At 64.2% G+C, this 26,098-nt stretch carries 21 protein-coding genes and 1 other RNA gene; 9 read left to right on the top strand and 13 right to left on the bottom strand.

What is annotated here, in order from left to right:
• Nucleotides 1–92 precede the first annotated feature (92 nt).
• The 4 genes from ACFQX9_RS30745 (at nt 93) to ACFQX9_RS30730 (ending at nt 7,098) form a co-directional block, all read left to right on the top strand.
• The gene (locus ACFQX9_RS30745; RefSeq protein ID WP_247294142.1) at nt 93–1,112 is read left to right on the top strand and encodes a cyclopropane-fatty-acyl-phospholipid synthase family protein; all 1,020 of its coding nucleotides are present in this window, start codon (nt 93–95) and stop codon (nt 1,110–1,112) included.
• Nucleotides 1,113–1,343: 231 nt separating this feature from the next.
• A complete protein-coding gene (locus ACFQX9_RS30740; protein WP_085351844.1) occupies nt 1,344–2,537 on the top strand; it encodes an efflux RND transporter periplasmic adaptor subunit in 1,194 nt (397 codons plus the stop codon).
• Between the two features lie 6 nt (nt 2,538–2,543).
• Nucleotides 2,544–5,696: an efflux RND transporter permease subunit gene (locus tag ACFQX9_RS30735; protein ID WP_018454611.1), complete on the top strand. Its 3,153-nt coding sequence runs from the start codon at nt 2,544–2,546 to the stop codon at nt 5,694–5,696.
• Nucleotides 5,697–5,958: 262 nt separating this feature from the next.
• Complete coding sequence (locus ACFQX9_RS30730) at nt 5,959–7,098, top strand: AAA family ATPase (protein WP_377791424.1); 1,140 nt, start codon at nt 5,959–5,961, stop codon at nt 7,096–7,098.
• Nucleotides 7,099–7,131: 33 nt separating this feature from the next.
• On the opposite strand, the gene ACFQX9_RS30725 is transcribed toward ACFQX9_RS30730, so the two are convergent.
• From ACFQX9_RS30725 to ACFQX9_RS30685, 9 genes are all read right to left on the bottom strand, one after another.
• On the bottom strand, nt 7,132–7,917 hold the full coding sequence (locus ACFQX9_RS30725) for an inositol monophosphatase family protein (RefSeq protein ID WP_018454609.1): 786 nt from the start codon (nt 7,915–7,917) through the stop codon (nt 7,132–7,134).
• Nucleotides 7,918–8,002: 85 nt separating this feature from the next.
• Entirely contained in the window at nt 8,003–9,097 is a 1,095-nt protein-coding gene (locus tag ACFQX9_RS30720; RefSeq protein ID WP_018454608.1) for a tetratricopeptide repeat protein, read from the bottom strand.
• An 8-nt stretch (nt 9,098–9,105) separates the two neighbouring features.
• Nucleotides 9,106–9,780 carry a thiamine phosphate synthase gene (locus ACFQX9_RS30715; RefSeq protein WP_377791423.1) on the bottom strand — a complete coding sequence of 225 codons (675 nt, stop codon included), beginning with the start codon at nt 9,778–9,780 and terminating at the stop codon, nt 9,106–9,108.
• Nucleotides 9,781–9,783: 3 nt separating this feature from the next.
• Nucleotides 9,784–10,809 (bottom strand): class I fructose-bisphosphate aldolase, encoded by a 1,026-nt coding sequence (locus ACFQX9_RS30710; RefSeq protein WP_204513310.1) that lies wholly within the window; start codon nt 10,807–10,809, stop codon nt 9,784–9,786.
• 274 nt (nt 10,810–11,083) lie between these two features.
• Nucleotides 11,084–12,151: a class II fructose-bisphosphate aldolase gene (gene fba, locus ACFQX9_RS30705; protein WP_007599942.1), complete on the bottom strand. Its 1,068-nt coding sequence runs from the start codon at nt 12,149–12,151 to the stop codon at nt 11,084–11,086.
• Between the two features lie 67 nt (nt 12,152–12,218).
• On the bottom strand, nt 12,219–13,415 hold the full coding sequence (locus tag ACFQX9_RS30700; protein ID WP_085361602.1) for a phosphoglycerate kinase: 1,197 nt from the start codon (nt 13,413–13,415) through the stop codon (nt 12,219–12,221).
• Between the two features lie 148 nt (nt 13,416–13,563).
• Nucleotides 13,564–14,571 (bottom strand): type I glyceraldehyde-3-phosphate dehydrogenase, encoded by a 1,008-nt coding sequence (gap, locus tag ACFQX9_RS30695; RefSeq protein WP_085361601.1) that lies wholly within the window; start codon nt 14,569–14,571, stop codon nt 13,564–13,566.
• Nucleotides 14,572–14,718: 147 nt separating this feature from the next.
• A complete protein-coding gene (gene tkt / locus ACFQX9_RS30690; protein WP_085351770.1) occupies nt 14,719–16,704 on the bottom strand; it encodes a transketolase in 1,986 nt (661 codons plus the stop codon).
• Nucleotides 16,705–16,889: 185 nt separating this feature from the next.
• Entirely contained in the window at nt 16,890–17,048 is a 159-nt protein-coding gene (locus ACFQX9_RS30685; RefSeq protein WP_018454601.1) for a hypothetical protein, read from the bottom strand.
• On the opposite strand from ACFQX9_RS30685, the gene ACFQX9_RS30680 reads away from it, so the two are divergent.
• The 5 genes from ACFQX9_RS30680 to ACFQX9_RS30660 all read left to right on the top strand — a co-directional run bounded on the left by ACFQX9_RS30680 (nt 17,017) and on the right by ACFQX9_RS30660 (nt 19,552).
• On the top strand, nt 17,017–17,337 hold the full coding sequence (locus ACFQX9_RS30680; protein WP_026232773.1) for a DUF4164 domain-containing protein: 321 nt from the start codon (nt 17,017–17,019) through the stop codon (nt 17,335–17,337). The genes ACFQX9_RS30685 and ACFQX9_RS30680 overlap by 32 nt on opposite strands.
• Nucleotides 17,334–17,717: a cell division protein ZapA gene (locus tag ACFQX9_RS30675; RefSeq protein ID WP_007599950.1), complete on the top strand. Its 384-nt coding sequence runs from the start codon at nt 17,334–17,336 to the stop codon at nt 17,715–17,717. Before ACFQX9_RS30680 ends, ACFQX9_RS30675 begins: the two co-directional genes overlap by 4 nt.
• 48 nt (nt 17,718–17,765) lie before the next feature.
• Nucleotides 17,766–17,925, top strand: a non-coding RNA gene (gene ssrS / locus ACFQX9_RS30670) — 6S RNA.
• A 228-nt stretch (nt 17,926–18,153) separates the two neighbouring features.
• Entirely contained in the window at nt 18,154–18,750 is a 597-nt protein-coding gene (locus tag ACFQX9_RS30665; protein ID WP_018454600.1) for a 5-formyltetrahydrofolate cyclo-ligase, read from the top strand.
• On the top strand, nt 18,728–19,552 hold the full coding sequence (locus tag ACFQX9_RS30660) for a TIGR00282 family metallophosphoesterase (protein WP_166517682.1): 825 nt from the start codon (nt 18,728–18,730) through the stop codon (nt 19,550–19,552). Before ACFQX9_RS30665 ends, ACFQX9_RS30660 begins: the two co-directional genes overlap by 23 nt.
• A 190-nt stretch (nt 19,553–19,742) precedes the next feature.
• Here ACFQX9_RS30660 and ACFQX9_RS30655 read toward each other — a convergent pair whose 3' ends face one another.
• The 4 genes from ACFQX9_RS30655 to ACFQX9_RS30640 all read right to left on the bottom strand — a co-directional run bounded on the left by ACFQX9_RS30655 (nt 19,743) and on the right by ACFQX9_RS30640 (nt 26,083).
• Nucleotides 19,743–21,086, bottom strand: a complete 1,344-nt coding sequence (locus ACFQX9_RS30655) for a c-type cytochrome (protein WP_377791421.1) — start codon at nt 21,084–21,086, stop codon at nt 19,743–19,745.
• Entirely contained in the window at nt 21,083–23,257 is a 2,175-nt protein-coding gene (locus tag ACFQX9_RS30650; RefSeq protein WP_377791420.1) for a molybdopterin cofactor-binding domain-containing protein, read from the bottom strand. Before ACFQX9_RS30650 ends, ACFQX9_RS30655 begins: the two co-directional genes overlap by 4 nt.
• A gap of 8 nt (nt 23,258–23,265) precedes the next feature.
• Nucleotides 23,266–23,730 carry a (2Fe-2S)-binding protein gene (locus tag ACFQX9_RS30645; protein ID WP_377791419.1) on the bottom strand — a complete coding sequence of 155 codons (465 nt, stop codon included), beginning with the start codon at nt 23,728–23,730 and terminating at the stop codon, nt 23,266–23,268.
• A gap of 448 nt (nt 23,731–24,178) precedes the next feature.
• Nucleotides 24,179–26,083, bottom strand: a complete 1,905-nt coding sequence (locus ACFQX9_RS30640; protein WP_377791418.1) for an ATP-binding protein — start codon at nt 26,081–26,083, stop codon at nt 24,179–24,181.
• Between the last annotated feature and the right edge of the window lie 15 nt (nt 26,084–26,098).

Here is a 26,098-nt window from a genome sequence, read left to right as displayed (position 1 = left end):
AGGACGTACTTTGCAAATCGTCGGCATTCCACAGGTTCAAGTCGCACTTTTCCCCTGGCGCCAAAACCCGCCGCCCAAGACGGAGTCGTCTCATGAGCGTCGTGTCCGCGATCATCGGGACTGCCGAACGGGTGCCGTTGCCTGATGTCGTGATCCGCGCGGCGATCCAGCGCCTGTGCTCGCGCACGGTGACGCGCCTGTCCGCGCTGGGCGGGGCGGACGATGCCGCCTTCGCCGGGCGGATGATGCTGCGGCCGATCGCCGAGGACGCGGATGCCGAGCACGACGAGGTGCCCGCTTCGTTCTTTGCGAAGGTGCTCGGCCCCAACCGCAAATACTCCTGCTGCTTCTACAAGACCGACGCGACCACCTTGCGGGAGGCCGAGGAGGAGGCGCTGCGTCAGACCGCCGAGCATGCCGCTCTCGCCGATGGTCAGACCATCCTCGAACTCGGCTGCGGCTGGGGCTCGCTGTCGCTGTGGATGGCGCGGCAGTTTCCGCACGCCAAGGTGACGGCGGTGTCGAGCTCGCAGGCGCAGCGCGCCCATATCGAGGAAGAGGCGCGGCTGCGCGGTCTTCTTAATCTGCGGGTGGTCTGCGCGGACATCAACGTGTTCGCGCCCGACGGGCAATTCGACCGCATCGTGTCGGTCGAAATGTTCGAGCATGTGATGAACTGGCGCAAGCTGATGACGCGCTTGCGATCATGGCTCGCGCCGGAGGGGCGGTTCTTCATGCACATCGTCGCCCATCGCTCCGGCTCTCACCTGTTCGACCGGGCCGATCGCGACGACTGGATCGCGCAGCGCGTCTCCACGGGCGGGCTGATGCCGAGCCATCACCTCGTCAGGCAATTCGACGATATTTTCACAGTCGAGAAGGAATGGTGCTGGAGCGGCACGCACTATCAGCGCACCGCCAACGACTGGCTCGCCAATTTCGACGCGCATCGCTGTTTCATCGAAGCGGCCTTGCGCAACATCCATGGCGAGGAGACCGCCCAGCGAATGCGACGCTGGCGCTGGTTCTTTCTCGCGACCTCGGGCCTGTTCGGCTATGCCGACGGAACCGAGTGGGGCGTCAGCCACTACCGCATGAAGGCGGCGGGGTAATTGCGGTCTTCTGACGCAGCACGCGGTGATGGAACCGGACTCACAATCGGGTGAGACGCGAAAAACGCCGTGAACTCAGCACCCTAGGCCGTGTGACATTGGGCCGCCCGCAAGGTGCGTTGCGTCGCAGCACGTCCGCTCTATTTTGACCGCATCAGCCGCGTGCCATGGCCCAGAACGGGCCTCGCGCCGAGCGGGATCGGTTTCAACAATATCGGGGCACCCCATTTCATGTCAGGACTTCGCGCGCGATCGGCATGCGTTGCAATGATGCTCGCGGCCTTTACGCCGCTGTTGGCGGGCTGCGACGAATCCAGCTCCGCCATTTCAGCCGCCCAGCCCAACGACCCCGACGTCAGCATCGTCATCGTCAAGCCGCAGCCGCGTGCCGTGGTGCGCGAGCTGCCGGGCCGCATTGCGCCGACGCGCGTCTCCGACGTGCGGCCGCGCGTGTCCGGCATCGTGGTCGAGCGCCTGTTCCGGCAGGGCAGCGAGGTGAAGGCCGGCGATCCACTGTATCGGATCGATCCGCGTCCGTTCGAGGTCGAGGTGATGGCCAACGAGGCTGCGGTCGCCAAGGCCGAGGCCGCGTTGATGCAGTCCCAGCAGCAGGCGCGCCGCATCGCCACGCTCACCAGCCAGCGCGCCGCGCCCGAAGCCGAGAACGAGAAGGCGATCGCGGCCGAGCGCCAGGCCCATGCCGAGGTCGAGGGCCGCAAGGCCGATCTCGCGCGCGCAAAGCTCAATCTCGACTATGCCACCGTACGCGCGCCGATCGACGGCGTCGTCGGTGCCGCCCTGGTCAGCGAGGGCGCGCTCGCGGTCCAGAACGAGACCAATCTGGCCACCATTCAGCAGCTCGATCCGATCTATGCGGATTTCACCCAGTCGGTGAACGAGCTCAACCAGCTCCGCCGCGCCTTCGAGAGCGGTGACCTCGAGCGCATCGCGCCCGACGCCGCCAAGGTGCATCTCGTGCTCGACGACAACACCCTCTACTCGCTCGACGGCAAGTTGCTGTTTTCGGATGCCAAGGTCGACGCCAATACCGGTCAGGTGACCTTGCGTGGTGAGTTCCGCAATCCGAAGCGCGAGCTGCTGCCGGGCATGTATGTCCGCGTCCGCATCGACCAGGGTCTCGATAGCGATGCGATCGCCGTGCCGCAGCAGGCGATTCAGCGCAATGGCGGCGGCGGCAGCGAGGTGTTCGTCGTCAAGGACGACAATCGCATCTCGGTGCAGCCGGTGCGCACCGGTTCGGTGCAGGACGGCATCTGGTTCGTCACCGACGGCCTGAAGGCTGGCGACAAGGTCGTGGTCGAAGGCTTCCAGAAGTTCGCCGCCGGCGACAAGGTCAAGCCGCAATCCTGGTCGGAAGCGGATGCGACCGCCGACAACCGGCACGCCCAGAAGCTGATGCGGTAATAGACCATGGCGAGCTTCTTCATCGACAGGCCGATCTTCGCCTGGGTCGTCGCGCTGTTCATCTGTCTGGTCGGCGCAATTTCGATTCCGCTGTTGCCGATCGCGCAGTACCCGATCATCGCGCCGCCCTCGATCTCGATCTCGACCAGCTATCCCGGTGCCTCGCCCGAGAACCTCTACAACAGCGTCACGCGGCTGATCGAGGAGGAGCTCAACGGCGCCTCCGGCATCCTCAATTTCGAATCGACCAGCGACTCGCTCGGCCAGGTCGAGATCATCGCCAATTTCGTGCCGGGCACCGATACCAGCGCCGCCTCGGTCGAGGTGCAGAACCGCATCAAGCGCGTCGAGGCGCGGCTGCCGCGCGCGGTGATCCAGCAGGGCATTCTGATCGAGGAAGCCTCCAGCGCGGTGCTCCAGATCATCACGCTGAACTCGACCGACGGCAGCCTGGATGAGGTCGGCCTGGGCGACTTCATGATCCGTAACGTGCTGGGCGAGATCCGCCGCATCCCCGGCGTCGGCCGCGCCACGCTGTATTCGACGGAACGTAGCCTGCGCGTCTGGGTCGACCCGGCAAAGCTGGTCGGCTATGGCCTGACCGCCGACGACGTCAACAAGGCCATTGCCGCGCAGAACGCGCAGGTCGCTTCGGGCAGCATCGGCGCCGAGCCGTCGACCTCGACCCAGCGCACCTCCGCGCTGGTGCTGGTCAAGGGCCAGCTCTCGTCCCCGGATGAATTCGGTACCATCATCCTGCGCGCCAATGCCGACGGGTCGACCGTGCGGCTGCGCGATGTCGCGCGGATCGAGGTCGGCGGCCTCAGCTACCAGTTCAACACCCGTCTCGATGGCAAGCCGACCGCCGGTCTTTCCGTGCTGATGTCGCCGACCGGCAATGCGCTGGCGACCGCGAGCGCCGTCGAAGAGAAGATGAAGGAGCTGTCTCGCTTCTTCCCGGCCAATATCGGCTACGAGATTCCATACAACATCACGCCCGTGGTCGAGGCCTCGATCAAGAAGGTGTTGTCGACGCTGGTCGAAGCCATCGTGCTGGTGTTCGTGGTGATGTTCCTGTTCCTGCAGAACATCCGCTACACCATCATTCCGACCATCGTGGTGCCGGTGGCGCTGCTGGGCGCCTGTACCACGCTGCTGCTCGCCGGCTATTCCATCAACATGCTCTCGATGTTCGGCATGGTGCTCGCCGTCGGCATCCTCGTCGACGATGCCATCGTCGTAGTCGAGAACGTCGAGCGCATCATGGCCGAGGAGGGGCTGCCGCCCAAGGAAGCGACGCGGAAAGCGATGTCGCAGATCACCGGCGCCATCATCGGCATCACGCTGGTCTTGATGGCCGTGTTCGTGCCGATGGCGTTCTTCCCGGGCTCGGTCGGCATCATCTACCGCCAGTTCTCCGTGACCATGGTCGCCGCGATCGGCTTCTCGGCCTTCCTCGCGCTGTCGCTGACGCCGGCACTGTGTGCGACGCTGCTCAAGCCCGTCGCGGCCGGTCATGGGCATGCCAAGAAGGGCGTGTTCGGCTGGTTCAACCGCATGCTCGACGGCAGCAAGGAGGGATATTCCCGCACCGTCGGCTTCTCGCTGAAGCGCACCGGCCGCTTGATGCTGGTCTATGTCGCGCTGCTCGCCGGCCTGTCCTGGGCCTTCGTCAATCTGCCCGGCGGCTTCCTGCCCGTCGACGACCAGGGCTTCGTCACCACCGACGTGCAGACGCCGTCGGACTCGTCCTACGGCCGAACCGAGGCGGTGATCGAGAAAGTGGAAAAATACCTGGCGCAGCGTCCGGGCGTCGACAACGTCACCTTCCTCACCGGCTTCAGCTTCTCCGGCCAGGGCATGAACACCGCGCAGGCCTTCATCACCCTGAAGGACTGGTCGGAACGCGGGCCGAAGGATTCTGCGGCCGCGATCGTCGCCGACATCAACCGCGATTTGTCGTCGTCGATCCGCGACGCAAAAATCTCCGCGCTGCAGCCGCCGCCAATCGACAATCTCGGCAACTCCTCGGGCTTCTCGTTCCGTCTCCAGGACCGCGGCCAGAAGGGTTATCCGGCCTTGATGCGCGCCGCCGATCAGTTGATCGCGGAGGCCAATGCGAGCGCTGTGCTGCAGAAGGTCTATGTCGAGGGCCTGCCCGAGGCCGGCGTGGTCAATCTCGTGATCGACCGCGAAAAGGCGGGCGCCTTCGGCGTCACCTTCGAGGACATCAACAATACGATCTCGACCAATCTCGGCTCGAACTACATCAACGACTTCCCGAACCGCGGCCGCATGCAGCGTGTCGTGGTGCAGGCCGATGCCCGCGACCGCATGCGGACCGAGGACATCCTCAACTACAACGTCAAGAACAGCCGCGGCCAGCTCGTGCCATTCTCGTCCTTTACCACCGTGGAATGGGCGCGCGGACCGACGCAGATCGCCGGCTTCAATTATTATCCGGCGGTGCGCATCTCGGGCGAGGCGAAACCCGGCTTCACCTCGGGCGATGCCATCGCCGAGATGGAACGGCTTGCCGGCAAGCTGCCGCGCGGCTTCGGCTATGAATGGACCGGACAGTCGCTCCAGGAGAAGCTGTCGGGCTCGCAGGCGCCGTTCCTGCTCGGGCTCTCGGTATTCGTGGTGTTCCTGTGCCTGGCCGCGCTCTACGAGAGCTGGACCATTCCGCTCGCGGTGCTGCTCACCGTGCCGCTCGGCATCGTCGGCGCCGTGGTCGCAGCGATGCTGCGCGGCCTGCCCAACGACGTCTATTTCACCGTCGGCCTGATCACCATCATTGGCCTTGCGGCCAAGGACGCGATCCTGATCATCGAGTTCGCCAAGGATCTTCGAAAAGAAGGCAAGCCGCTGGTGGACGCCACCATCGAGGCCTGCCGCCTGCGCTTCCGCCCGATCCTGATGACCGGCCTTGCCTTCATCTGCGGCGTGCTGCCGATGGCCATCGCCCATGGCGCCGGCGGCGCCAGCCAGCAGGCGCTCGGCAGTGTCGTGATGGGCGGCATGATCGCGGTAGTGATCCTGGCGCTGCTGATGGTGCCGGTGTTCTTCGTCTCGGTGCAGCGCGTGCTGGGCGGGGATCGGGAGAAGGCGGCGAAGCAGGGCGAGATGTACGGGCCGCCGGCGCCGGCCGAGCTGTAAGGTGAGGTGTCATGCCCCGCGCAGGCGGGGCATGCCGTACCGCGCGGCCTTTCCGTATCCGAGCGGCGTCTCTGGAATACTGGATCATCCGCCTTCGCGGATGATGACCGTCGGGTTTGCGCTGGTGAGAGTCGGCCATTGAACGCCGGATCGGTCGGCTTGATTTCTCGGAGGCCTCAATCCAGACTGCACCCCTGGATTGAAACATCGTATTCGCACCTTACTGCGAATGCGGAGATAGCCCGCCGATTGAGAGCATGTGATGCGTCCGACCGTCATTGCGATCTCGAACTATCGCTCCATTCGGCGGCTCTCCATACCCATCCATCCACTGTCGGTGTTCGTCGGCGAAAATGGAGTCGGCAAGTCCAATCTCTACAAGTCCTTGTCGCTGTTGCGCGACGCGGCGACCGGTCAGATCACCCGCACGATCGCCGATGAAGGCGGTTTGAATTCGGTCTGCTGGTCCGGCATACGCAAGCGAGGCGAAGACGGGCGGCTGCGGCTGTCGGCGACATTCGACGGCATGAGATATTCCATCGAGCTCGGATTTCCCAGCCCGCTTCAGGCGGCGTTTTCCGGCGAGCCGATGATCAAGGCTGAAACGATCGAAACGACGCGCGGCAAACGCACGGTCAAGCTGATGGAGCGGATCAATTCGCTCATCAGCGTCCGCGGCGAGAGTGGCGCCTGGAACGCTCACAAGGATGCGGTGCTGCCGTCAGAGACCGCGCTTGCGGCTTTTTCCGATGGCAAGCAATGCCCGGAAATCGACCTGATCAGAAATGCAATGCTGGGCTGGCGATTCTATCATGACTTTCGCACTGATCCGGCGTCACCGATACGAAAGCCTTGTCTGGCGATCGCAACGCCCTCGCTCAGCGCCGATGGCATCGATCTGGCTGCCACCCTGGCGACCCTCTATGTCATTCGGGAAGACGCCGACGACCTGCAGGACGCGATCCAGGATGCATTCCCGGGTGCCGAACTCCGCGCATGGGAAGAAAATGGCAGGTGTGAATTCGATCTGCAATTGCCGGATATGCCGCGGCCGTTCAGGGCTCATGAACTATCCGACGGGACGCTGAAATACATCTGCCTGCTCGCGGTATTCATGGGCTATCGGCTGCCGCCGTTCATTGCGCTGAACGAACCCGAGACCAGCCTGCATCCGTCGCTGCTTGCGCCGCTGGCCCGGCTCATCGCCAAAGCATCGCGCCGCGCCGACATCTGGATTGTCACCCATTCGGAACAGTTGATGGACGCACTGCGAAGCGAGAGTTCGGTCCCGCTCCGCCGGGTGATCAAGTCGAAAGGCGCCACGGCGATCGAGGGCCTGACCATCGGCGGTGAATATCGCGACGACGAAGCCGACGAGGACGATGAGGACGACGATTCCTAACCGTCGTCGATCGAGCCGTCGTGCTGCTGCGGCCTACTTCCGCAAGATCTTCACCAATTCCCCGTGCACGTATTCATTCCCGCACACGACATTGCCTGTCACCAGCGCGTCGCCCGGCGTATCGATGTCGGTGATCGTTCCGCCCGCCTCGCGCAGCATGATCAGACCCGCCGCGATGTCCCAGGATTGCAAATTGCGCTCCCAGTAGCCGTCGAGGCGGCCGGCGGCGACGAAGGCCAAGTCGAGCGAGGCGGCGCCGAAGCGGCGCAGGCCGGCGACGCGCTCCTGCATCGCGGTCATCTCGCGACGGAATTCCTCGTGGTCGCCGCGGCCGATATGAGGCAGGCCGCAGGCCACCACGCATTCGTTGAGCTGACGGCGGCCGGCCACGCGCAGCCGCTGGTCGTTGAGGAAGGCGCCCTTGCCGCGCTCGGCGATGTAGAGCTCGTCATTGGCGGGATTGTAGATCACGCCGGCGATGATCGTGCCCTCGCGCGAAAGCCCGATCGAGATCGCGAATTGCGGGATGCCGTGCAGGAAGTTGGTGGTGCCGTCGAGCGGATCGACGATCCAGGTGTGGCTCTTGTCGGAGCCCTCGCGCGTTCCGCCTTCCTCGCCGATGAAGCCGTAGCCGGGCCGCGCCTTGGCGAGGTCCTGGTAGAGGATCTCCTCGGCGCGCTTGTCGGCCAGCGAGACGAAATTCGCCGGTCCCTTCAGCGAGACCTGGAGATGCTCGATCTCGCCGAGATCGCGCTTGAGGCTGCGGCCGGCGCGGCGCGCGGCCTTGACCATGACGTTGATAGTTGCGGAATACAGCATGAGCTTCCGGTCTTGATCGGGGGAAATGGCGCGAAATCGCGCCTGTTTGAGGGATGGGGTGCCCTGCGGGGGCCTCAACGTCAAGTCATTTGGCCCCGAGCCATTTCCTGGCGGCGGCCTCGGCCTTGGCCCGGTCCTCGGCCGGCAAATCGGACAATTGCTTGTCCAGCTCCGGATCGCCCTTGCCGGAGGTCTTGGCCACCAGATGCCATTTGAAGCCCTCGACCTTGTCCACGGCCGTGCCCATGCCGTTGATCAGCACCCAGGCCAGCCGGTTCTGCGCGATCGCGCTGCCCTGGCGGGACGCCTTGCGGAGCAGGGCGACGGCCGCCGGCTGGTTCTTCGGCGTGCCTGTGCCGTTGAACAGCGCAATGGCGTATTCGACCTCGGCATCGACATTGTCGGTCAGCGTGGCGACCTGGAGCAGACGCACCGCCCGTTCCAAATCCTTCGGCACGCCAGTGCCTTCCTTGTAGAAGGTCGCGAGCGCGTATTGCGCCTCGGGCAGGCCGGCATCAGCCGCCTGGCGCAGCAGCTCGGCGGAGCGCTTGACGTCCTGCGGCAGGGTCTGGCCGTCGAGATAGAGCAGCGCGAGATTATAGGCCGCCTTGGGTTCGCCGAGCTTGGCGGCGGACGCCATCAGCTTGACCGCCTCATTTTTGTCGACCGGACCGCCGCGGCCGGTCATCCTGAGCATGGCGAGCGCGAACATCGCTTCGCGGTCGCCGGCGTCGGAGGCGCGCTTGTACCATTGCAGCGCCTTGGTGTAGTCGCGTCGGATGCCCATGGCGTTGGAATAGAGCTCACCCAGCATGGTCATCGCTTTGGCATCGCCGGTTTCGGCACGGGCCGTGGCGAGTTCGAAGGCGGTCTTGTACTGGCCGCGCTGATAGGCGCCGTACACCAGATCGACGTTGGGGTTGTCGGTCGGCGGCGCCGGAATCACGGTCGCGGCCGGAGCAGGCTTTGGGGACGCGGAAGGTTTGGGGGAGGCTGAAGGTTTGGGTGCCGGCGGCGCTTCCTTCTTCTTGGTGATGGTGTGCGGCGTGGCCTTCGGCTTGTCTTTGGTTTTCTCGGCCGAAGCGCCCGGCGTTGCCACCGGCGGCGTGATCTGGAGCTGCGCGGCCGCGGGCGCCGTCAGCAGCAGCGTGGCCAGCATGATGATGCGCGGGAGCTTCATGTCGGGCGCTAGCCGTGCTCCTGGTCTGCAAGCGCAGTCGCATGAGCCTTCTTGATCGCAGCGTCGGCCTCGATCAGCGCAGCCTTGGGTCCGCGCGGATCGGCCCAGATGAAGTCGCCCACCAGCACGAAATCGGCGCCGCTGGCGGCGAATTCGTGGGCCTCCTCCAGCGAGATGGCAAAGCCGACGCAGGGCGGTTCGAACAGCTCGGCCCACCAGTCCAGCCGCTCAGCGATCGCTTGCGACGACGGCCGCTGGCCCTTTGCGTCGGGTTCGCCGAACAGCACGTAATCCGCGCCAATCTCGCCCGCATCCATCGAATGGTGCCGCGTCATCAGCCCGCCAACGCCCGCGATGCGATCGGGCTTCAGCGATGGCAGCGCCTCTTTCAGCGCGGCGATGCCGGGCAGATGCGCGCCGTCGGCGCCGCCGCGTGCGACGAGCTCAGGATGGCCATCGACAAGCAGCGCCGCGCCCGCTTTCTGAGCCGGCGGCGCCAAGGCCTTGATCCGCGAGATCATGGTGCGCTGATCGGTCTGCTTCAGCCGCAGCAGCACGGCCGCGACATCGGCGGCGGCGAGCAGGCCGGGCAGCTCGGCCAGGAGCGAAGCGGGATCGTCGACGACAGGCGTCGCGAGATAAAGGCGCGGCGCCGGGCGCGGCGGAGGAGATTTGTTCGACAAGATCTAGGCCGCTTTCTGTTCCAGGCTGCTTTGCCATTCGCCTTTGCAGGCGAGGCCATTCATGCGCGCGCGGTGACTGAATGCGCTTTGTCCGGCCGCGACGTTTTCGGCCTTGCCCGACCAGGCCTTCTGCGGCGCGGCCTGGAGTGCGCGACCATAGGAGAAGGTCAGGCCCCAGGGCAGCGGGCCGAGCTTGTGCATGGCGTTGAGATGCGCCGTTGCCTCTTCATCCGATTGGCCGCCGGAGAGGAAGGCGATGCCGGGCACCGCCGCGGGCACGCACGCCCTGAGCAGCCGTATCGTCTTCTCCGCGACCTCCTCGACGCAAGCCTGCTTCGCGCACTTCTTGCCGGAGATGGCCATGTTCGGCTTCAGCACCATGCCCTCGAGCGCGACGCGCTGCACGCGCAATTCCTGAAACGTCTTGTTGAGCACACGGCTCGTCACCTCATAGCAGCGATCGATGTCGTGATCGCCGTCCATCAGCACTTCGGGTTCGACGATCGGCACGATCTGCGCGGCCTGGCACAGCGCTGCGTAGCGCGCCAGCGCGTGGGCGTTGACGCTGATCGCAGTCATGGAAGGGATGCCACTGCCGATGTCGATCACCGCGCGCCATTTGGCGAAACGTGCGCCGCGCTCGTGATATTTCTTCAGCCGTTCGGCGAGCTTGTCGAGCCCGACGGTGACGAGCTCGCCCGGACACATCGGCAGGGCTTGGGTGCCTTCGTCGACCTTGATCCCGGGGATGGCGCCGCTGCTCTCGATCAGCTTGACCAGGGGCGTGCCGTCCTTCGCGTTCTGCCAGATCGTCTCGTCATAGAGGATGACGCCGGAGATGTAGCGGCTCATGGCTTCGTTCGAGCGGAACAGCATCTCGCGATAGTCGCGGCGGTTCTCTTCGGTCGATTCCACGCCGATCGCGTCGAAACGCTTCTTGATGGTGCCGGAGGATTCGTCGGCGGCAAGGATGCCCTTGCCGGGCGCGACCAGGGCGGTCGCGATCCTGTTCAGCTCAGTCAGATTCATCGAGATGTCCTCCCAAAACGATTCTGCCCTTGCCGGTGAAAATAGACCGTTCTCGGGCAAATGCCGAGTTAACGTTCGTCGCAGGGTAAGGGCTGGGGCAGCGTTGGGCCGGCCGGGCGACTCTTCACCTCGCCCTGCTTGCGGGGAGAAGTCGGATCGCCCTTGCGATCCGGGTGAGGGGGGTACAGGTCCCGCAGTCATCTCATCTGCCGAGAGAGCCCCTCACCCCAACCCTCTCCCCGCGAAGCGCGGGGAGAGGGGAGGATAGAGCAGCTTACGCCACCTTCGGGGCGAGCTCGCCCTTGGCGTAGCGCTTGGCCATCTCGGCCGTGGTCAGCACCTTCTTGATCTTGGAGGCTTGGCCCGCGGTATTGAATTCCTGGAGCCGCTGCTTGCACAGCTTGGTCATCGCTTCCATCGCGGGCTTCAGGTACTTGCGCGGGTCGAACTCTTCCGGATTGTCCTTGAGCACTTTCCGGATCTGGCCGGTCATCGCCATGCGGTTGTCGGTATCGATGTTGATCTTGCGCACGCCGTTCTTGATGCCGCGCTGGATCTCGGCAACGGGCACGCCCCAGGTCGGCTTCATCTTGCCGCCATAGGCGTTGATGATGTCCTGGAGGTCCTGCGGCACCGAGGAGGAGCCGTGCATGACGAGATGCATGTTCGGCAGCTTGCGGTGGATCTCCTCGATCACGTTCATGGCGAGGATGTCGCCGTCGGGCTTGCGGGTGAATTTGTAGGCACCGTGGGACGTCCCCATCGCGATCGCCAGCGCGTCGACCTGGGTCTCCTGGACGAACTTCACGGCTTCATCCGGATTGGTCAGGAGTTGGTCGTGGCTGAGCTTGCCCTCGGCGCCGTGGCCGTCTTCCTTGTCGCCCATGCCGGTCTCGAGCGAGCCGAGCACGCCAAGCTCGCCCTCGACCGAGATGCCGCCGAGATGGGCCATGTCGGTTACGGTCTTGGTGACGCCGACATTGTAGCCCCAGTCACCGGGGGTCTTGCCGTCGGCCTTGAGCGAGCCGTCCATCATCACCGAGGTGAAGCCGGCCTGGATCGCGGTCATGCAGGTGGCCGGCTCGTTGCCGTGGTCGAGATGCACGCAGACCGGGATGTGCGGGTAGATCTCGGTCACCGCGTCCATCATGTGCTTGAGCATGACGTCGTTGGCGTAGGAGCGCGCACCGCGCGAGGCCTGGATGATGACGGGCGCGTCGACCTGGTTGGCCGCGTCCATGATCGCCAGCGCCTGCTCCATGTTGTTGATGTTGAAGGCCGGGACGCCGTAATCGTTCTCCGCCGCATGGTCGAGCAATTGACGCAACGTGATCCGAGCCATCTGTGTTTTTCTCCCGTTTGGGCCTGCAAGGCCACTGCTTGAAGGCGGCTGACGACTTGCCGACCGATTACTTGGTGCGCAGAACTTCGACGCCGGGCAGGGGCTTGCCTTCCATCCATTCAAGAAATGCGCCACCGGCGGTCGAGACATAGGTGAACTGACCGGCCACATGGGCCTGGTTGAGGGCCGCCACGGTGTCGCCGCCGCCCGCGATCGAGACCAGCTTCTTGGCCTTGGTGCGCTCGGCGGCATGCTTGGCGGCGGACATCGTGCCGCGGTCGAACGGCTGCATCTCGAACGCACCAAGCGGTCCGTTCCAGACCAGCGTCGCCGCATCGTCGATGGCGGCATGGACACGTGCGATCGACTGCGGACCGACGTCGAGGATCATGCCGTCGGCCGGGATCGCGTCGAGGCCATAGGCGTGCGACGGCGCGTTGGCCGCGAAATGATAGGCGACGGTAGCGTCGACCGGCAGGATGATGGCGCAGTTGGCGGCTTCGGCCTTTTCCATGATGCGCAACGCGGTCGCGGCGAGATCCTTCTCGGCCAGCGACTTGCCGATGCCGACGCCCTGGGCGTGCAGGAAGGTGTTGGCCATGCCGCCGCCGATCACCAGCGCGTCGACCTTGGTCACGAGGTTTTCGAGCAGGTCGATCTTGGTCGAGACCTTGGCGCCGCCGATGATAGCGATGACAGGCTTGGTCGGTGAGCCCAGCGCCTTCTCCAGCGCGACCAATTCGGCCTGCATGGTGCGGCCGGCATAGGCGGGCAGCTTGTGGCCGAGGCCTTCGGTCGAGGCGTGGGCGCGGTGCGCGGCCGAGAACGCGTCATTGACCCAGATGTCGCCGAGTTTTGCGAGCTCCGCGACAAAGGCCGGATCGTTCTTCTCTTCCTCTTTGTGGAAGCGGGTGTTTTCGAGACAGAGGATGTCACCGTCCTTCAAGCCGGCAACGGCCTTGACCGCGGGCTCGCCGATGCAGTCGTCGGCGAAGGCGACGGTCTTCTTCACGACCTTCGACAGCGCCTCGGCCACGGGCTTGAGCGAGTCCTTGGCATCGCGCCCTTTCGGTCGGCCGAAATGCGCGAGCAGGATGACCTTGCCCCCCTTGTCGGAGATTTCGGTGATGGTCGGCGCGACGCGCTCGAGCCGGGTCGCGTCGCTGACGCGGCCGTTCTCCATGGGCACGTTGAGGTCAACACGCAGCAGCACGCGCTTGCCCTTCACATCGACGTCGTCGAGGGTACGGAATTTGTTCGTCATCGGAGGCCCTTGTCCCGGGCGCACTGCGGCGCGTAGTGCCGCCGTGCAGAACCGGGACCCAAATTGCGGCGAGTCCCGCGGTTAGATGGGTCCCGGATCTGCGAAGCAGCGTTTCACGCTGCATCGCGTCCGGGACACGAGAGTGGAGTTAGATCACCTTCGACATCGCGACGGCGGTGTCCGCCATGCGATTCGAGAAGCCCCACTCATTATCGTACCAGGACATCACGCGCACCAGCGTGCCGTTCTGCACCTTGGTCTGGTCCATGTGGAACGTCGAGGAGTGCGGGTCGTGGTTGAAGTCGATCGAGACGTTCGGCGCGGTGGTGTAGCCGAGGATGCCCTTGAGCTGCTGCTCGGAGGCACGCTTCATCGCCTCGTTGATTTCCTTCGGATCGGTGGCGCGCTTGGCGACGATCTTGAGATCGACGACCGAGACGTTCGGGGTCGGCACGCGGATCGCGACGCCATCGAGCTTGCCCTTCAGTTCCGGCAGCACGAGGCCGATCGCCTTGGCGGCGCCGGTCGAGGTCGGGATCATCGACATCGCAGCCGCGCGGCCGCGATAGAGATCCTTGTGCATGGTGTCGAGAGTCGGCTGGTCGCCGGTATAGGCGTGGATCGTGGTCATGAAGCCGGTCTCGATGCCGACGAGGTCGTTCAGCACCTTAGCGATCGGCGCAAGACAGTTGGTGGTGCAGGAGCCGTTGGAGACGACCAGATGTTCCCGGGTCAGCGTGTCGTGGTTGACGCCGTAGACGATGGTGGCGTCGGCGCCGTCGGCGGGCGCAGAAACGAGAACGCGCTTGGCGCCGGCAGTCAGATGCGCGGAGGCCTTGTCCTTCGAGGTGAAGATGCCGGTGCATTCCATCGCGATGTCGATGCCGAGATCTTTCCAGGGCAGCTTCGAGGGATCGCGCTCGGCGGTCACCTTGATCTTGTTGCCGCCGAGGCTGATCGTGTCGCCATCGACGGTCACGGTGCCGGGGAAGCGGCCATGGACGCTGTCGAAGCGAAGCAGATGGGCGTTGGTCTCGACCGGGCCGAGGTCGTTGATGCCGACGACCTCGATGTCCTTGCGGCCGGACTCGGCGATGGCCCGCAGGATGTTGCGGCCGATACGGCCAAAACCGTTGATTCCGACGCGGACTACCATGTTTCGTCTCCTTCAATGACCGTTGTCATCCCGCACAACGCGCTAGCGCGCCTGCGAGGGTTTTTTTAGGGCGGACGCCCGGTTCGGCCGGGCGGGGCTTGATCATATGGGACGTTAGGTAGTCCTTTTTTTCGGCAATCTCAACTCTCAGGAAACGCGTTTCAGAACGGCGTTAACCGCGGCCTCGGCGGTAATGCCAAAGTGCTGGAATACCTTGTTGAGAGGGGCGCTGGCGCCGAAGGAGTGCATGCCGATAAACTCGCCATCCTGGCCGATCACGGCGTCCCAGCCCCAGCGCACGGCGGCCTCGATTGCGACCTTGATGGGGGCATTGCCGATGATCTCGTCGCGGCGCTCCTTTGGTTGCGCTAGCAGGAGCTCGAGCGAGGGAACCGAAACCACCCGGGTCGGAATGCCGCGCTCGGCGAGCTGCTTCTGGGCGGCCACGGCCATCTCCACTTCGGAGCCCGAGGCGAACAGCGTCGCCTTGGCTTCGCCCTGGGCGGCCACCAGCTCGTAGGCACCGAACCGGCAGGGGCTCTCGTTCGGTGCGGTGGTGCGCAGTTGCGGCAGGTTCTGACGGGTCAGCGCCAAGACTGTCGGGCCGTCGATGCGGTTGAGCGCGAGCTCCCAGCACTCGGCAACCTCGATGGAATCGCACGGACGGAACACGCGCATGTTGGGAATGGCGCGAAGTGCTGAGAGATGCTCGACCGGCTGGTGGGTCGGGCCGTCTTCGCCGAGGCCGATGGAATCGTGGGTCATGACATAAACGACCCCGGTCCCCATCAATGCGGCGAGCCGCATCGCGGGCCGCGCATAATCGGTGAACACCAGGAAGGTCGCGCCGTTCGGCGCAAAACCACCGTGCAGGAAGATGCCGTTCATCGCCGCGCACATGCCGTGCTCGCGGATGCCGTAATGGATGAAGCGGCCCTTCGGCGTCTTGGCCGAGAACGCGGTTGCGGACTTCGCCTTGTTGTTGTTGGAGCCGGTGAGGTCGGCCGAGCCCGCCAGAAATTCCATCGGCATCGCGCCGGCAATCACTTCGATCACGGCTTCGGAGGATTTGCGGGTCGCCGCATTCATCGGCTTTTCCAGCAGCTCCTTCTTGTAGGCGCGCACCGCCTTCGCGAGCGCGGCCGGGCGCTCGTGGCGCAGGCGACGCTCGAACTCGGCGCGCTTGCGGCTGCCGAGTTCACCGAGCCTTGCTTCCCATTCCTGTCGTGCCGCCGCGCCGCGGCTGCCGGCCGCGCGCCAGGCCTTGAGCACGTCGTCGGGCACCGAGAACGGCTCCAGCGAAATGCCGAGATTTTCCTTGGCGGCCTTGAGCTCGTCGGCGCCGAGCGCTTCGCCGTGCACCTTGTTGGTGCCGGCCTTATGCGGGGCGCCGAAGCCGATGGTGGTGCGGCAGGCGATCAGCGTCGGCTTGTTTGATTTCTGCGCGCGCGTGATCGCGGCGGCGATTGCGGCCTGGTCGTGGCCGTCGATCTTTTCGGCGGCCCAGCCCGCCGACTTGAACCGCTTCACCTGGTCGACGGAGTCGGAAAGCGAGGTCGGACCGTCGATCGAAATGCCGTTGTCGTCATAGAGCACGATCAGCTTGTTGAGCTTCCAGTGCCCGGCCAACGCGATCGCTTCCTGCGACACGCCTTCCATCAAATCGCCGTCGGAAGCGATCACATAGGTATGGTGATCGACAATCTTCTTGCCGAACTCGGCGGCGAGCATCTTCTCGGCGAGCGCCATGCCGACGGCGGTGGAAATGCCCTGGCCGAGCGGACCGGTGGTGGTCTCGATGCCCTTGGTGTGGCCGTGCTCGGGATGTCCCGGCGTCAGCGATCCCAACTGGCGAAAGTTCTTGAGCTGGTCGATCGTCATCTCGGGGCTGCCGATCAGATACAGCAGCGAATAGATCAGCATCGAGCCGTGCCCGGCCGAGAGCACGAAGCGGTCGCGGTCCGGCCAGTCCAGCGCGGCGACGTCGAATTTCAGGAATTGCGTGAACAGCACGGTCGCCATGTCGGCGGCGCCCATCGGCAGGCCCGGATGACCCGATTTCGCCTTCTCGACGCCGTCCATGGCAAGGCCGCGGATCGCATTGGCCATACGGTTGTGATCGACCTGCGTCATGTCTGAAAATCCGTCTGAAATGAGGCGCTTGTGGCTGGATTTGGCCGCGCCGGAAGGAGCCTTTCGGCCGCTGGGGTCGCGGCTGGGATAGCATCTCGGTTCCGACAGGCCAAGGCAATCAAACGCCGGTTTGGCCGCAAAAGTTGCTTAGCAGTGCATAGGTTTCGCGGCGGCGTTGCGATTCCCTAGCTTGCCACGTAAATTTCTGCTTCTAACCGCTTGCCGAACCGAGTCTTTTGCCGGACGGCAAGCCCCAGGAAAAGCCCAAAGGAAAACTCCAAGGGCAAGGCCACAGGTTCCGCCGCTGACTGCATGAACGATCGCGTATCCAACAGCTCTGCCATGACCGAGTCCTCGGCCGTCGAGATCGAGATCGCGACCCGCAGGCTCATGGCGGCGCTCGACTCGCTCGAAAGCGCGGTGGAGCGGCGGCGCGATGCCGATCGCGACGAGAACGAGCTCGCGGCGCGGATTCAGGCGCTCGGCGCGGACCGCTCGCGGCTTGCCGATGAGCTCGACGGCGCGCTGGTGAAAGCACGCAAGCTCGAGCGCTCCAGCCGCGAGATCTCCGATCGGCTGGATTCCGCGATCGTCACGATACGCTCGGTGCTCGATACCGGAGAGGACGGATGAGCCACATCAACGTCACCATCAACGGCCGGCAATACCGCATGGCCTGCGAGGAGGGCCAGGAGGTGCGGCTGCTCAAGCTCGCCGAAAGCCTGGAGACGCGGATTCAGTCGCTGCGCGGAAAGTTCGGCGAGATCGGTGATGCCAGGCTCACCGTGATGGCGGCGCTGACCGTCTGCGACGAACTGGTCGATGCCGGCAACCGCATCCGGACCATGGAGCAGGAGCTGACCGAACTGCGGGATTTCCGCAACGCCGCCGTCGAGCGCGCCCGGTTGACCCAGACCGCGGTCGTGAACGCACTGAACTCTGCCGCCGAGCGCATCGAGAAGTCGACCCAGGTCCTGAACCGCACCGTCGGCAACGGGATCGCCATCGGCTGACCCTTCACCGGGCTGGCGATTCGTCAGCATCGTTGTTACATTGCCCAAGCGGGGCTGCGACGCGCGTCAGGAGCCATTATCCCCGGGGCCTTATCGATCCTTTAGGGAACTGTCCCTGGCCGGGCCCGTGGGCTCGGACATATGGTGCCCACCTACTTTCGTAGGGAACTCCGGGATCGAGTGCTTCAACGGCGTTCGCGGCTTCGCACTTTTGTTTTTCTTCCTTCTGGTTCGTGCCTGTCGAAATTGCGTCCCCGACACGCTCGCGGTTTGATTTCGGTGTCATGCCCCGCGCAGGCGGGGCATCCAGTACGCCGCGCTGTCGAGGTTTTTGCATTGGCGTCTCTGGAATACTGGATCACCCGCCCCAGTGCGCAAGGGCGCACAAGGCGGGTGATGACGGCGGAGCAAGGCTCAGCCTTCGGAGCAAGCGCGCATGACCAACACCAAAGCCGAACTCCGTGCCAAAGCCCTCGCGGCGCGCGATGCGCTGAGCGAAAAGAAACGCATCGCCGCCGCCGCCAAGCTCGCCAAGCGCGGGCTGCCATTCCAGCTTCTGCCTGGCAGCATCGTATCGGGCTATTCGCCGATCCGCAGCGAGATCGATCCGATGCCGCTGCTGAAGAAGCTCGCCGAGCAGGGCGCCAGGCTCGCGCTGCCTTGCGTCACCGCGCGCGGCCAGGCGCTGATCTTCCGCATCTTCCATCCGAACGATCGCCTGATGCTCGGCCCGCTCGGCATTCCCGAGCCGTCGCCTGGGGCCGCTGAAGTCATTCCCGACATCATGCTGACGCCGCTCGCTGCCTTCGATCGTCTCGGCCATCGCATCGGCTATGGCGCGGGGCACTACGACCACACCTTCGCGCATCTGCGAAAAACCAAGACCATCGTCGGCATCGGGCTCGCTTTTGCAGCGCAGGAGATCAAGGCGGTTCCGGCACTAGCCCACGACGTGGCGCTGGATTATGTGCTAACGGAATCGGACGTATTCGATTTCCGGAGTTCTGAAGTTGCGCATTCTCTTCGTGGGTGATGTCGTCGGCCGTGCCGGGCGCAATGCCATCGCCGAATATCTGCCCGGCATGGTCAAAGACTGGTCGCTCGATTTCGTCGTCGTCAACGGCGAGAATTCCGCCGGCGGCTTCGGCATCACGGAAGCGATCTATCAGGAGTTTCTCGACGCCGGCGCCGACGCGGTGACGCTCGGCAATCACTCCTGGGATCAGCGCGAAGCCCTAGTGTTCATCGAGCGCGCGGAGCGTCTGGTGCGGCCGGCGAACTATCCGCGCGGGACGCCCGGCCGTGGCGCCGCGTTGGTCGAGACCAAGAACGGCAAGCACGCGCTCGTCGTCAACGCGCTCGGCCGCGTCTTCATGACCCCGTTCGACGATCCCTTCGCGGCCCTCGAGCGCGAGCTCGGCGCCTGCCCGCTCGGTATTGCCGCGGACGCCATCGTCGTCGACTTCCATTGCGAGGCGACCAGCGAGAAGCAGGGCATCGGCTTCTTCTGCGACGGCCGCGCCAGCCTCGTCGTCGGCACCCACACCCATGTGCCGACCGCCGACCACCAGATCCTGTCGGGCGGCACCGCCTACATGACCGATGCCGGCATGACCGGCGACTACGATTCCATCATCGGCATGCAGAAGGAAGAACCACTGCGCAGGTTCACCTCCGGAATCCCCTCAGGCCGCTTCGAGCCGGCAGCGGGTGCTGCGACGCTCAGCGGCGTTGCGGTCGAGACGGATGACGCGACGGGGCTTGCGCTCCGTATTGCGCCGGTGCGCGCCGGCGGCAGGCTGGAGCCGACGACGCCGAAATTCTGGCTGAGCTGAATTGCAGCGGCAGATCCCGCTGCACCTTCTCCCCTTGTGGGAGAAGGTGGCGCGAAGCGCCGGATGAGGGGTCGCTTCCGCGAATTCAAATGCGAGTTGGACGCGTGGAGACAACCCCTTACCCGGCTTCGCTTCGCGAAGCCACCCTCTCCTGCAAGGGGAGAGGGTGCAGCGTCAGTCGGCGCGAGTATTACTCCGCCGTCTGCTCCCGCAACTCCGCAACATCCTTCGCCGTCAGCTTCGAGCCCTTTGCGCCGAACCGCGCTGTCACGTAGTTCGCCACCGCCGCGATCTCGTCGTCGCTATAGGCGTTGCCGAACGCCGGCATCGACAGCGCGCCGTCCGGCGTGTCGCGCTTGGTGCCCGACAGCACGATTTGCGCGACGTTGGTGGCGGCGGGGTCGTTGACGGCCCAGGTGCCGGTCAGCGTCGCCATCGGCGAGACCGGGCTTTCGCCGCTCCAGCCATGGCAACTGGCGCAGGCGCTGGCGAACACCATTTTGCCGCGCGCATCCGCCGTGACGCCGTCCTTGTGCGAGGCGGGTGCGACGGGCGCGGTGATTGCGGGCAAGTCGGGCGAGGGCTGCGGCGGCACGCTGCGCAGATAAGCGACGATGCTGCTTATGTCCTCAGGCGCGAACTGGCTAAAGCTGTGGTCGACCGCTTCGCCCATCGGACCCGAGGCCGAGCCGTGGCCCGGCGCATGGCCGAGCGACAGATAGGAGACCAGGTCCTCGTCGCTCCAATTGCCGAGGCCGGTGGCCTTGTCGGAGGAGATGTTGAAGGCGCGCCACCCCGCCGTGATCGCGCCTGCAAATTTCTTGCGGTTGTCCAGCGCAAAGCCGAGATTGCGCGGCGTGTGGCATTCGCCGCAATGCGCCAGCGCCTCCACGAGATAGGCGCCGCGATTCCACTGCGGGCTCTTCGACGTATCGGGCGCAAAGCGCGTGTCCGGATTGAACACGGCCGACCAGACAATCATCGCCCAGCGCTGGTTGAAAGGGAAGGACAGCGTGTTCTCCGGCGGCTTCGCGCGCACCGCAGGCAGGCTGAACAGATAGGCCTTCACCGCCAGCACGTCGTCGTCGGTCATGTAGGTGTAGGACGTGTAGGGCATCGCCGGATAGAGCCGGGCGCCGTCATGGCGCTTGCCGCGCTGGACGGCGTTGAGAAAATCCTGGTCGCTGTAATTGCCGATGCCGGTGTCCGTGTCCGGCGTAATGTTGGTGGAATAGAGCGTGCCGAACGGCAGCTTGAAGCCGAGCCCGCCGGAATAGTCCGTCTCGCCGGGCTTGGTGTGGCAAACCATGCAGTCGGCCGCCTTCGCCAGGTATTCGCCGCGTTCGACCATGCCAGCCTTCTCGAGCTTTGCCGGCACGCCGGCCGGCTTGCCGGCACGGTAATCCGCCAGCGCCACCTTGGTGCCGCCGGCGAAGTCGAGCGGGCCGGGCCCGCGGATGATCCAGACGCCGAGCGCCACGACGACAATGGCGATCACGACGATGCCAGTGAGGATACGCATCTTGCCGCTCATGCCTTTTTCCCCGCAGCCAGCAGTTTCCGATCGATCGGCAGGCGCCGCAGCGCCACGCCGGTTGCTGCGTAAATGGCGTTGCGCAGCGCCGGCGGGCCGGCGTTGACGCCGGCCTCGCCGATGCCGCCGGGCGCTTCGCCGCTCTTGACGACGACGACCTCGATCTTCGGTGTCTCATTGATGCGCATCATGCGGTAGTCGTGGAAGTTCGACTGCTGCACGCGGCCCTTCTCGATGGTGATCTCGCCATAGAGTGCGGCGGTGAGGCCGAACACCAGGCCGCCTTCGATCTGCGCCTTCACCGTGTCGGGGTTGACCGCGATGCCGGTGTCGACCACCGAGACGATACGGCGGAGCACGATCTCGCCGATATCGTCGATCTCCGCTTCCACCACGGTGGCGAGGAAGCTTGCAAACGACGGCTGGACGCAGACGCCGCGGCCGACGCGCGGTGGCAGCGGTTGGCCCCAGCCGGATTTCTCGGCGGCAAGATTGAGCACCGCGAGCATGCGCGGATTCTTCGTCAGCATCGAGCGGCGGAATTCGACCGGATCCTTGCCGGCCTTGCGCGCGAGCTCGTCCATCGCGCATTCGACCGCGAACACGTTGTTGTTCGGACCGACGCCGCGCCAGAAGCCGGTGGGCACCGCCGGCGGTTCGGCGCGGACATATTCGACATGGAAGTTGGTGAAGTCGTAGGGTGCATCCACGGCGGCATCGACCGCGTCGATGTCGATACCCTTCTGGAACGCCGGCGGCAGCCAGCGCGCCAGCACGGCGGAACCGGCGACCTTGTACTTCCAGGCCGCGACCTTGCCGTCGACCAGCGACGCCGTGACCTGGTCGCGATAGACCGGACGGTAGACGTCGTGCTGGATGTCCTCCTCACGGGTCCATATCACCTTGACGGGATAGTCGACCTGCTTTGCGATCTTCACGGCGGCCACCACCATATCCGGCTCGAGCTTGCGGCCGAAGCCGCCACCGAGCAGATGCTGGTTGACAATCACCTTGTCGACCGGGAGGCCCGCAGCCTTCGCCGCCTCCGACTGCACGCGCGTCATGATCTGCGTGCCGGTCCAGATCTCGCAGGCATCCGGCCTGACGTGAACGGTGGCGTTGATCGGCTCCATCGAGGCATGCGCAAGGAACGGCAGTTCGAAGCTTGCCTCGAACCTGTCGCCGCTGGCGAGCCCCTTGGCGATGTCGCCGACCGATTTCGCGACCACGCCGTCCTTCTCGCTGGCGGCGCGCAGATGCTGCCAGACGTCCTTTGTGCTGAGCTTCGCGTTCGGTCCCTCGTTCCACTCGATCTTGAGCGCATCGAGGCCCTTCTTTGCGGCCCACATGTGATCGCCGATCACCGCGACCGCATCCTCGAGCACCACGACCTTGCGTACGCCCGCAATTTTGACCGCCGCGCTGTCGTCGACCTTGCCGACCTTGCCGCCAAAGACCGGGCAATTGGCGATCGCGGCGATCTTCATGCCGGGCAGGATCGCGTCGATGCCGTAGACGACCTTGCCATTGACCTTGTCCGGCGTGTCGAGCCGCTTCAGCGGCTGGCCGATGATGACGAAGTCCTTGGGGTCCTTCACCCGGACGTCCTTCGGCGGCGTTTGGCCCTGTGCGGCCAGTGCCAGTTCGCCATAGCCGAGCTTGCGGCCGCTTGCGGCATGCACGACCTCGCCTTTCGATGTCGTGCAGCTTGCCGGCTCGACCTGCCATTGCGCCGCTGCGGCCTGCACCAGCATCGCCTTCGCGCTGGCGCCGGCGGCGCGCAACGGATTCCACCAGGCGCGGATCGAGGTCGAACCACCCGTGGCCTGCAGGCCGAACGCCGGATTGGCGTAGAGCTTGTCGTTGGGCGGCGCGTGCAGCACCGCAACCTTTGCCCAATCCGCGTCGAGCTCTTCGGCCAGGATCATCGCAATCGAGGTATAGACCCCCTGGCCCATCTCGACTTGCGGCATCAGGAGCACGGTGCGGCCGGTGTCTTCGACCCGGATGAAGGCGTTCGGCGCGAATTTGCCGTCGGTCGTGTCCTTCTGCTCCGGCTCGTTGACGGCGGCGCGGAGCGGCAGATGGAAGGCGAGCAGGAAGCCGGTGGCGAGACCGCCGGTCAGAACCGCACGGCGGGAGACGTCAGGAAGAGTCTTGTCGGTGATCATGGCGGACCTCACGACTGACGGCCGGAGGCGGCCTGCTTGATGGCCTCGCGGATGCGCACATAGGTGCCGCAGCGGCAGATGTGGCCGGCCATCGCGGCGTCGATGTCGGAATCGTCAGGGCTGGGCGTTGCCGCCAGCAGTGCCGCGGCCGACATGATCTGGCCGGACTGGCAGTAGCCGCACTGGATCACTTCGGCATCGAGCCAGGCCTTCTGCACCTTTGCGCCCGCTGGCGTGCTGCCGACATGCTCGATCGTGGTGATGGCGCGGTTCGCGACCGCGCTGACCGGCAAGACGCAGGAGCGGACTGCCTTGCCGTCGACGTGCACGGTGCAGGCGCCGCACTGCGCGATGCCGCAGCCGAACTTGGTGCCGGTCATCCCAAGGACGTCGCGCAGCACCCACAGCAGCGGCATTTCAGGCGGCGCGTCGAACGACTTCGTTTCGCCGTTAATGGTGAGAACAGTTGCCATATGCATCCCCTTGCTCGCTCGATCGCTTGCGGCGATCTAGTCAGCGAATTTGCGCGCACAATAATCATATCGATGCGAAACGATGAAGCGTCGACATGTGCGGCAATGCATTTTTGCGCAGTGAGCGCGTCAGGCCATGACGTTCACGAATTTGTGCGGCGATCACTGCAGTAATTTTGGGCTAATTGATATGATAGTCGTCATTTTCTGACGCATTTTGCTCACAAGCGTCATTGATGGCCACAGATGATCGTGCGAATGCGCAAAATCATGCGATGACGAAACTCGTGCGATTATGGAAGTCGATCGACGGCGCGGACTTCTGACGCCATCAATTGCAGCGACTCATTGTTGTGCCCTCTCCCCTTGTGGGAGAGGGCAGCGAGGCCGGTAGACGCAGGCTCATTCGGGTGAGGGGTCCGTCTCCGCGTACGGGCGCCGTTTTGGATCAAGCGACAAAGGGAAGCCTGATCGCGAACGAGGCACCGCCATGCTCCCGATTGCTCGCTGATATGAACCCGTTGTGTGCTTCGATAATGGTGCGCGCAATGGACAAGCCCATGCCCATGCCTTCCGCTTTACTGCTGTAAAACGGCTCGAAAACCTGTTTCAATTTGTCTTCTGGAATGCCGGGTCCGCGATCTGACACGGATAGCTCGGCGAATTGCTCGACGCGCGCAGTCCGGATGCTGATAGTGCGGCTTTCGTGAGACGTGTCCTTCATAGCCTCGACCCCGTTCAGCACAAGGTTCAAAATGACTTGTTGAAGCTGAATGCGATCGCCCAGGATCGGTAGCGCATCTGGCGTGATCACGTTGACCATTTCGAATTTTCGGCTGACGGTTAGCGCCGAAAGAAATCTGACCGTCTCTTGCACAACCTCATTGAGGTCCAGTTGCTTCAATTCGAACGGCGCCTTCTTTAGGAGGCTGCGCATCCTGCGAATGACCTCGGTGGCACGCCGGTCATCCTGTAAAATATCGTTCACAATTTCCCTGAGTTCAACGACATCGGAAAGTGCAGCGATATCGGGACGCTGCGATTGCAGGATCGCGGCTGCGGTTTCGGCGTTCGTCAGAATAGACCCAAGCGGCTGGTTGATCTCGTGAGCAATCGAGGCGGTCAGTTCGCCAGCGGTCGCGAAGCGATTAACGTGGGCCAGTTCAGTCATGCGCTGTCGCGACTGTACTTCGGCGAATTGACGACGGCGATGCTCACGTAGCAGGATAGCAATAAGCCCGGCTTGTATGAGAAAAACCGCGACGACGGATGCGATCAGCCATAAATACCGTTCCCACACCGATGGCTCGCGGAAGTAGACCGTGCTGCCGGGCGGCAGGTGGCTGTCGCTGATCCCGAACCGCTGCATTTGCCGCCAATCGAACCTTGGCAGCTCGAATTGGCTGGGTGCGACCTTTACGTCGCCAGCTTTTTCACCGTTTAGAATACGGATTGCCGCCGCGGCTGCGATAGTCATGCCCTTCTCGATCGAATGCATAGAGCCGCCGACAATCGAGCCATCAAAAAATCCGTCAAGATAGGAAAAGATGGGAGCATCGGCGGCAGCCGAGAGCCTGTGCAAGGCGGCAGTGCCCTCATGTGTAACACCCGCCGCATCAACGCTCATCAGATGCCAGAAGATGGCGCTGTGAGGTGGAAGATGTGCCGCGTCTTTCAGGATATCTTCAAATGACAGCTTGTTATACCATCGTAGTTCAACCCGCCCGCTGAACGGTGCGAGTTCTCGCTCCAATACCCCTTGCCAAAATGTTTCATTGGGCGAAGCCCCATTCACGACGGCGATCACTTTCGTGTCGGGCAACACCTTCAGAATAGTTTCGATGGCGGCAGGAAAATTATGAGCCGCAGCGGCCACGGTGTCATACTCGGTCAGCTTGTCGTATTGGACCCGTCGCGCCTCGACGGAAGTAAACATCATTGGTGTCTTGGGGAAAAGCTGAGCGCGATACCGCTGCACAAACTCGGCAGCTGGCGCACCGAGGGCGACAATGAGGTCGGGAGGTTTGGCCCCGTACAATGCTTGGAGGTAACCGATAAAGGGTGCGAGCGCCTTGTCGTCGTCCACACGGGCGCTTAGCAGCGAGTGGTCCTGAAAGTCGATTGGGACTTTCGATTGCTTGATCATTTGAGGGCGAAGAAACTCAGCGAAATCGGTCCACGGTTTGAAGCGGAGGCCGAATGATTGCAGCATCAAAACGCGCTTGGGCTCAGGATCAGCCGCCCGACCCGGCCCCAGTGTTGCCAGCAACAATGCGACGACCAGCGGGGCGGCGAAGGTCCGCCTGCAAAAGGATCGCCAGGATAGTGAGAACAGGCAAAACCGCATTGCCATCCTAGTCCCCTCGGT

Source organism: Bradyrhizobium sp. GCM10028915 (genome assembly GCF_042666195.1).
Classification (GTDB): domain Bacteria; phylum Pseudomonadota; class Alphaproteobacteria; order Rhizobiales; family Xanthobacteraceae; genus Bradyrhizobium; species Bradyrhizobium canariense_D.
This window is presented reverse-complemented; position numbering and strand designations above follow the sequence as displayed.

Bases quoted from the DNA above. Each gene is read 5' to 3' on its own strand.
- ACFQX9_RS30700 (WP_085361602.1), bottom strand. From the start codon at position 13,415: ATGACGAACAAATTCCGTACCCTCGACGACGTCGATGTGAAGGGCAAG.
- ACFQX9_RS30650 (WP_377791420.1), bottom strand. From the start codon at position 23,257: ATGATCACCGACAAGACTCTTCCTGACGTCTCCCGCCGTGCGGTTCTG.
- ACFQX9_RS30645 (WP_377791419.1), bottom strand. From the start codon at position 23,730: ATGGCAACTGTTCTCACCATTAACGGCGAAACGAAGTCGTTCGACGCG.
- ACFQX9_RS30640 (WP_377791418.1), bottom strand. From the start codon at position 26,083: ATGGCAATGCGGTTTTGCCTGTTCTCACTATCCTGGCGATCCTTTTGC.
- ACFQX9_RS30745 (WP_247294142.1), top strand. From the start codon at position 93: ATGAGCGTCGTGTCCGCGATCATCGGGACTGCCGAACGGGTGCCGTTG.
- ACFQX9_RS30735 (WP_018454611.1), top strand. From the start codon at position 2,544: ATGGCGAGCTTCTTCATCGACAGGCCGATCTTCGCCTGGGTCGTCGCG.
- ACFQX9_RS30720 (WP_018454608.1), bottom strand. From the start codon at position 9,097: ATGAAGCTCCCGCGCATCATCATGCTGGCCACGCTGCTGCTGACGGCG.
- ACFQX9_RS30655 (WP_377791421.1), bottom strand. From the start codon at position 21,086: ATGAGCGGCAAGATGCGTATCCTCACTGGCATCGTCGTGATCGCCATT.
- ACFQX9_RS30675 (WP_007599950.1), top strand. From the start codon at position 17,334: ATGAGCCACATCAACGTCACCATCAACGGCCGGCAATACCGCATGGCC.
- tkt (WP_085351770.1), bottom strand. From the start codon at position 16,704: ATGACGCAGGTCGATCACAACCGTATGGCCAATGCGATCCGCGGCCTT.
- ACFQX9_RS30740 (WP_085351844.1), top strand. From the start codon at position 1,344: ATGTCAGGACTTCGCGCGCGATCGGCATGCGTTGCAATGATGCTCGCG.
- ACFQX9_RS30710 (WP_204513310.1), bottom strand. From the start codon at position 10,809: ATGAATCTGACTGAGCTGAACAGGATCGCGACCGCCCTGGTCGCGCCC.
- ACFQX9_RS30665 (WP_018454600.1), top strand. From the start codon at position 18,154: ATGACCAACACCAAAGCCGAACTCCGTGCCAAAGCCCTCGCGGCGCGC.
- ACFQX9_RS30685 (WP_018454601.1), bottom strand. From the start codon at position 17,048: ATGGCAGAGCTGTTGGATACGCGATCGTTCATGCAGTCAGCGGCGGAA.
- gap (WP_085361601.1), bottom strand. From the start codon at position 14,571: ATGGTAGTCCGCGTCGGAATCAACGGTTTTGGCCGTATCGGCCGCAAC.
- fba (WP_007599942.1), bottom strand. From the start codon at position 12,151: ATGGCTCGGATCACGTTGCGTCAATTGCTCGACCATGCGGCGGAGAAC.
- ACFQX9_RS30680 (WP_026232773.1), top strand. From the start codon at position 17,017: ATGAACGATCGCGTATCCAACAGCTCTGCCATGACCGAGTCCTCGGCC.
- ACFQX9_RS30730 (WP_377791424.1), top strand. From the start codon at position 5,959: ATGCGTCCGACCGTCATTGCGATCTCGAACTATCGCTCCATTCGGCGG.
- ACFQX9_RS30725 (WP_018454609.1), bottom strand. From the start codon at position 7,917: ATGCTGTATTCCGCAACTATCAACGTCATGGTCAAGGCCGCGCGCCGC.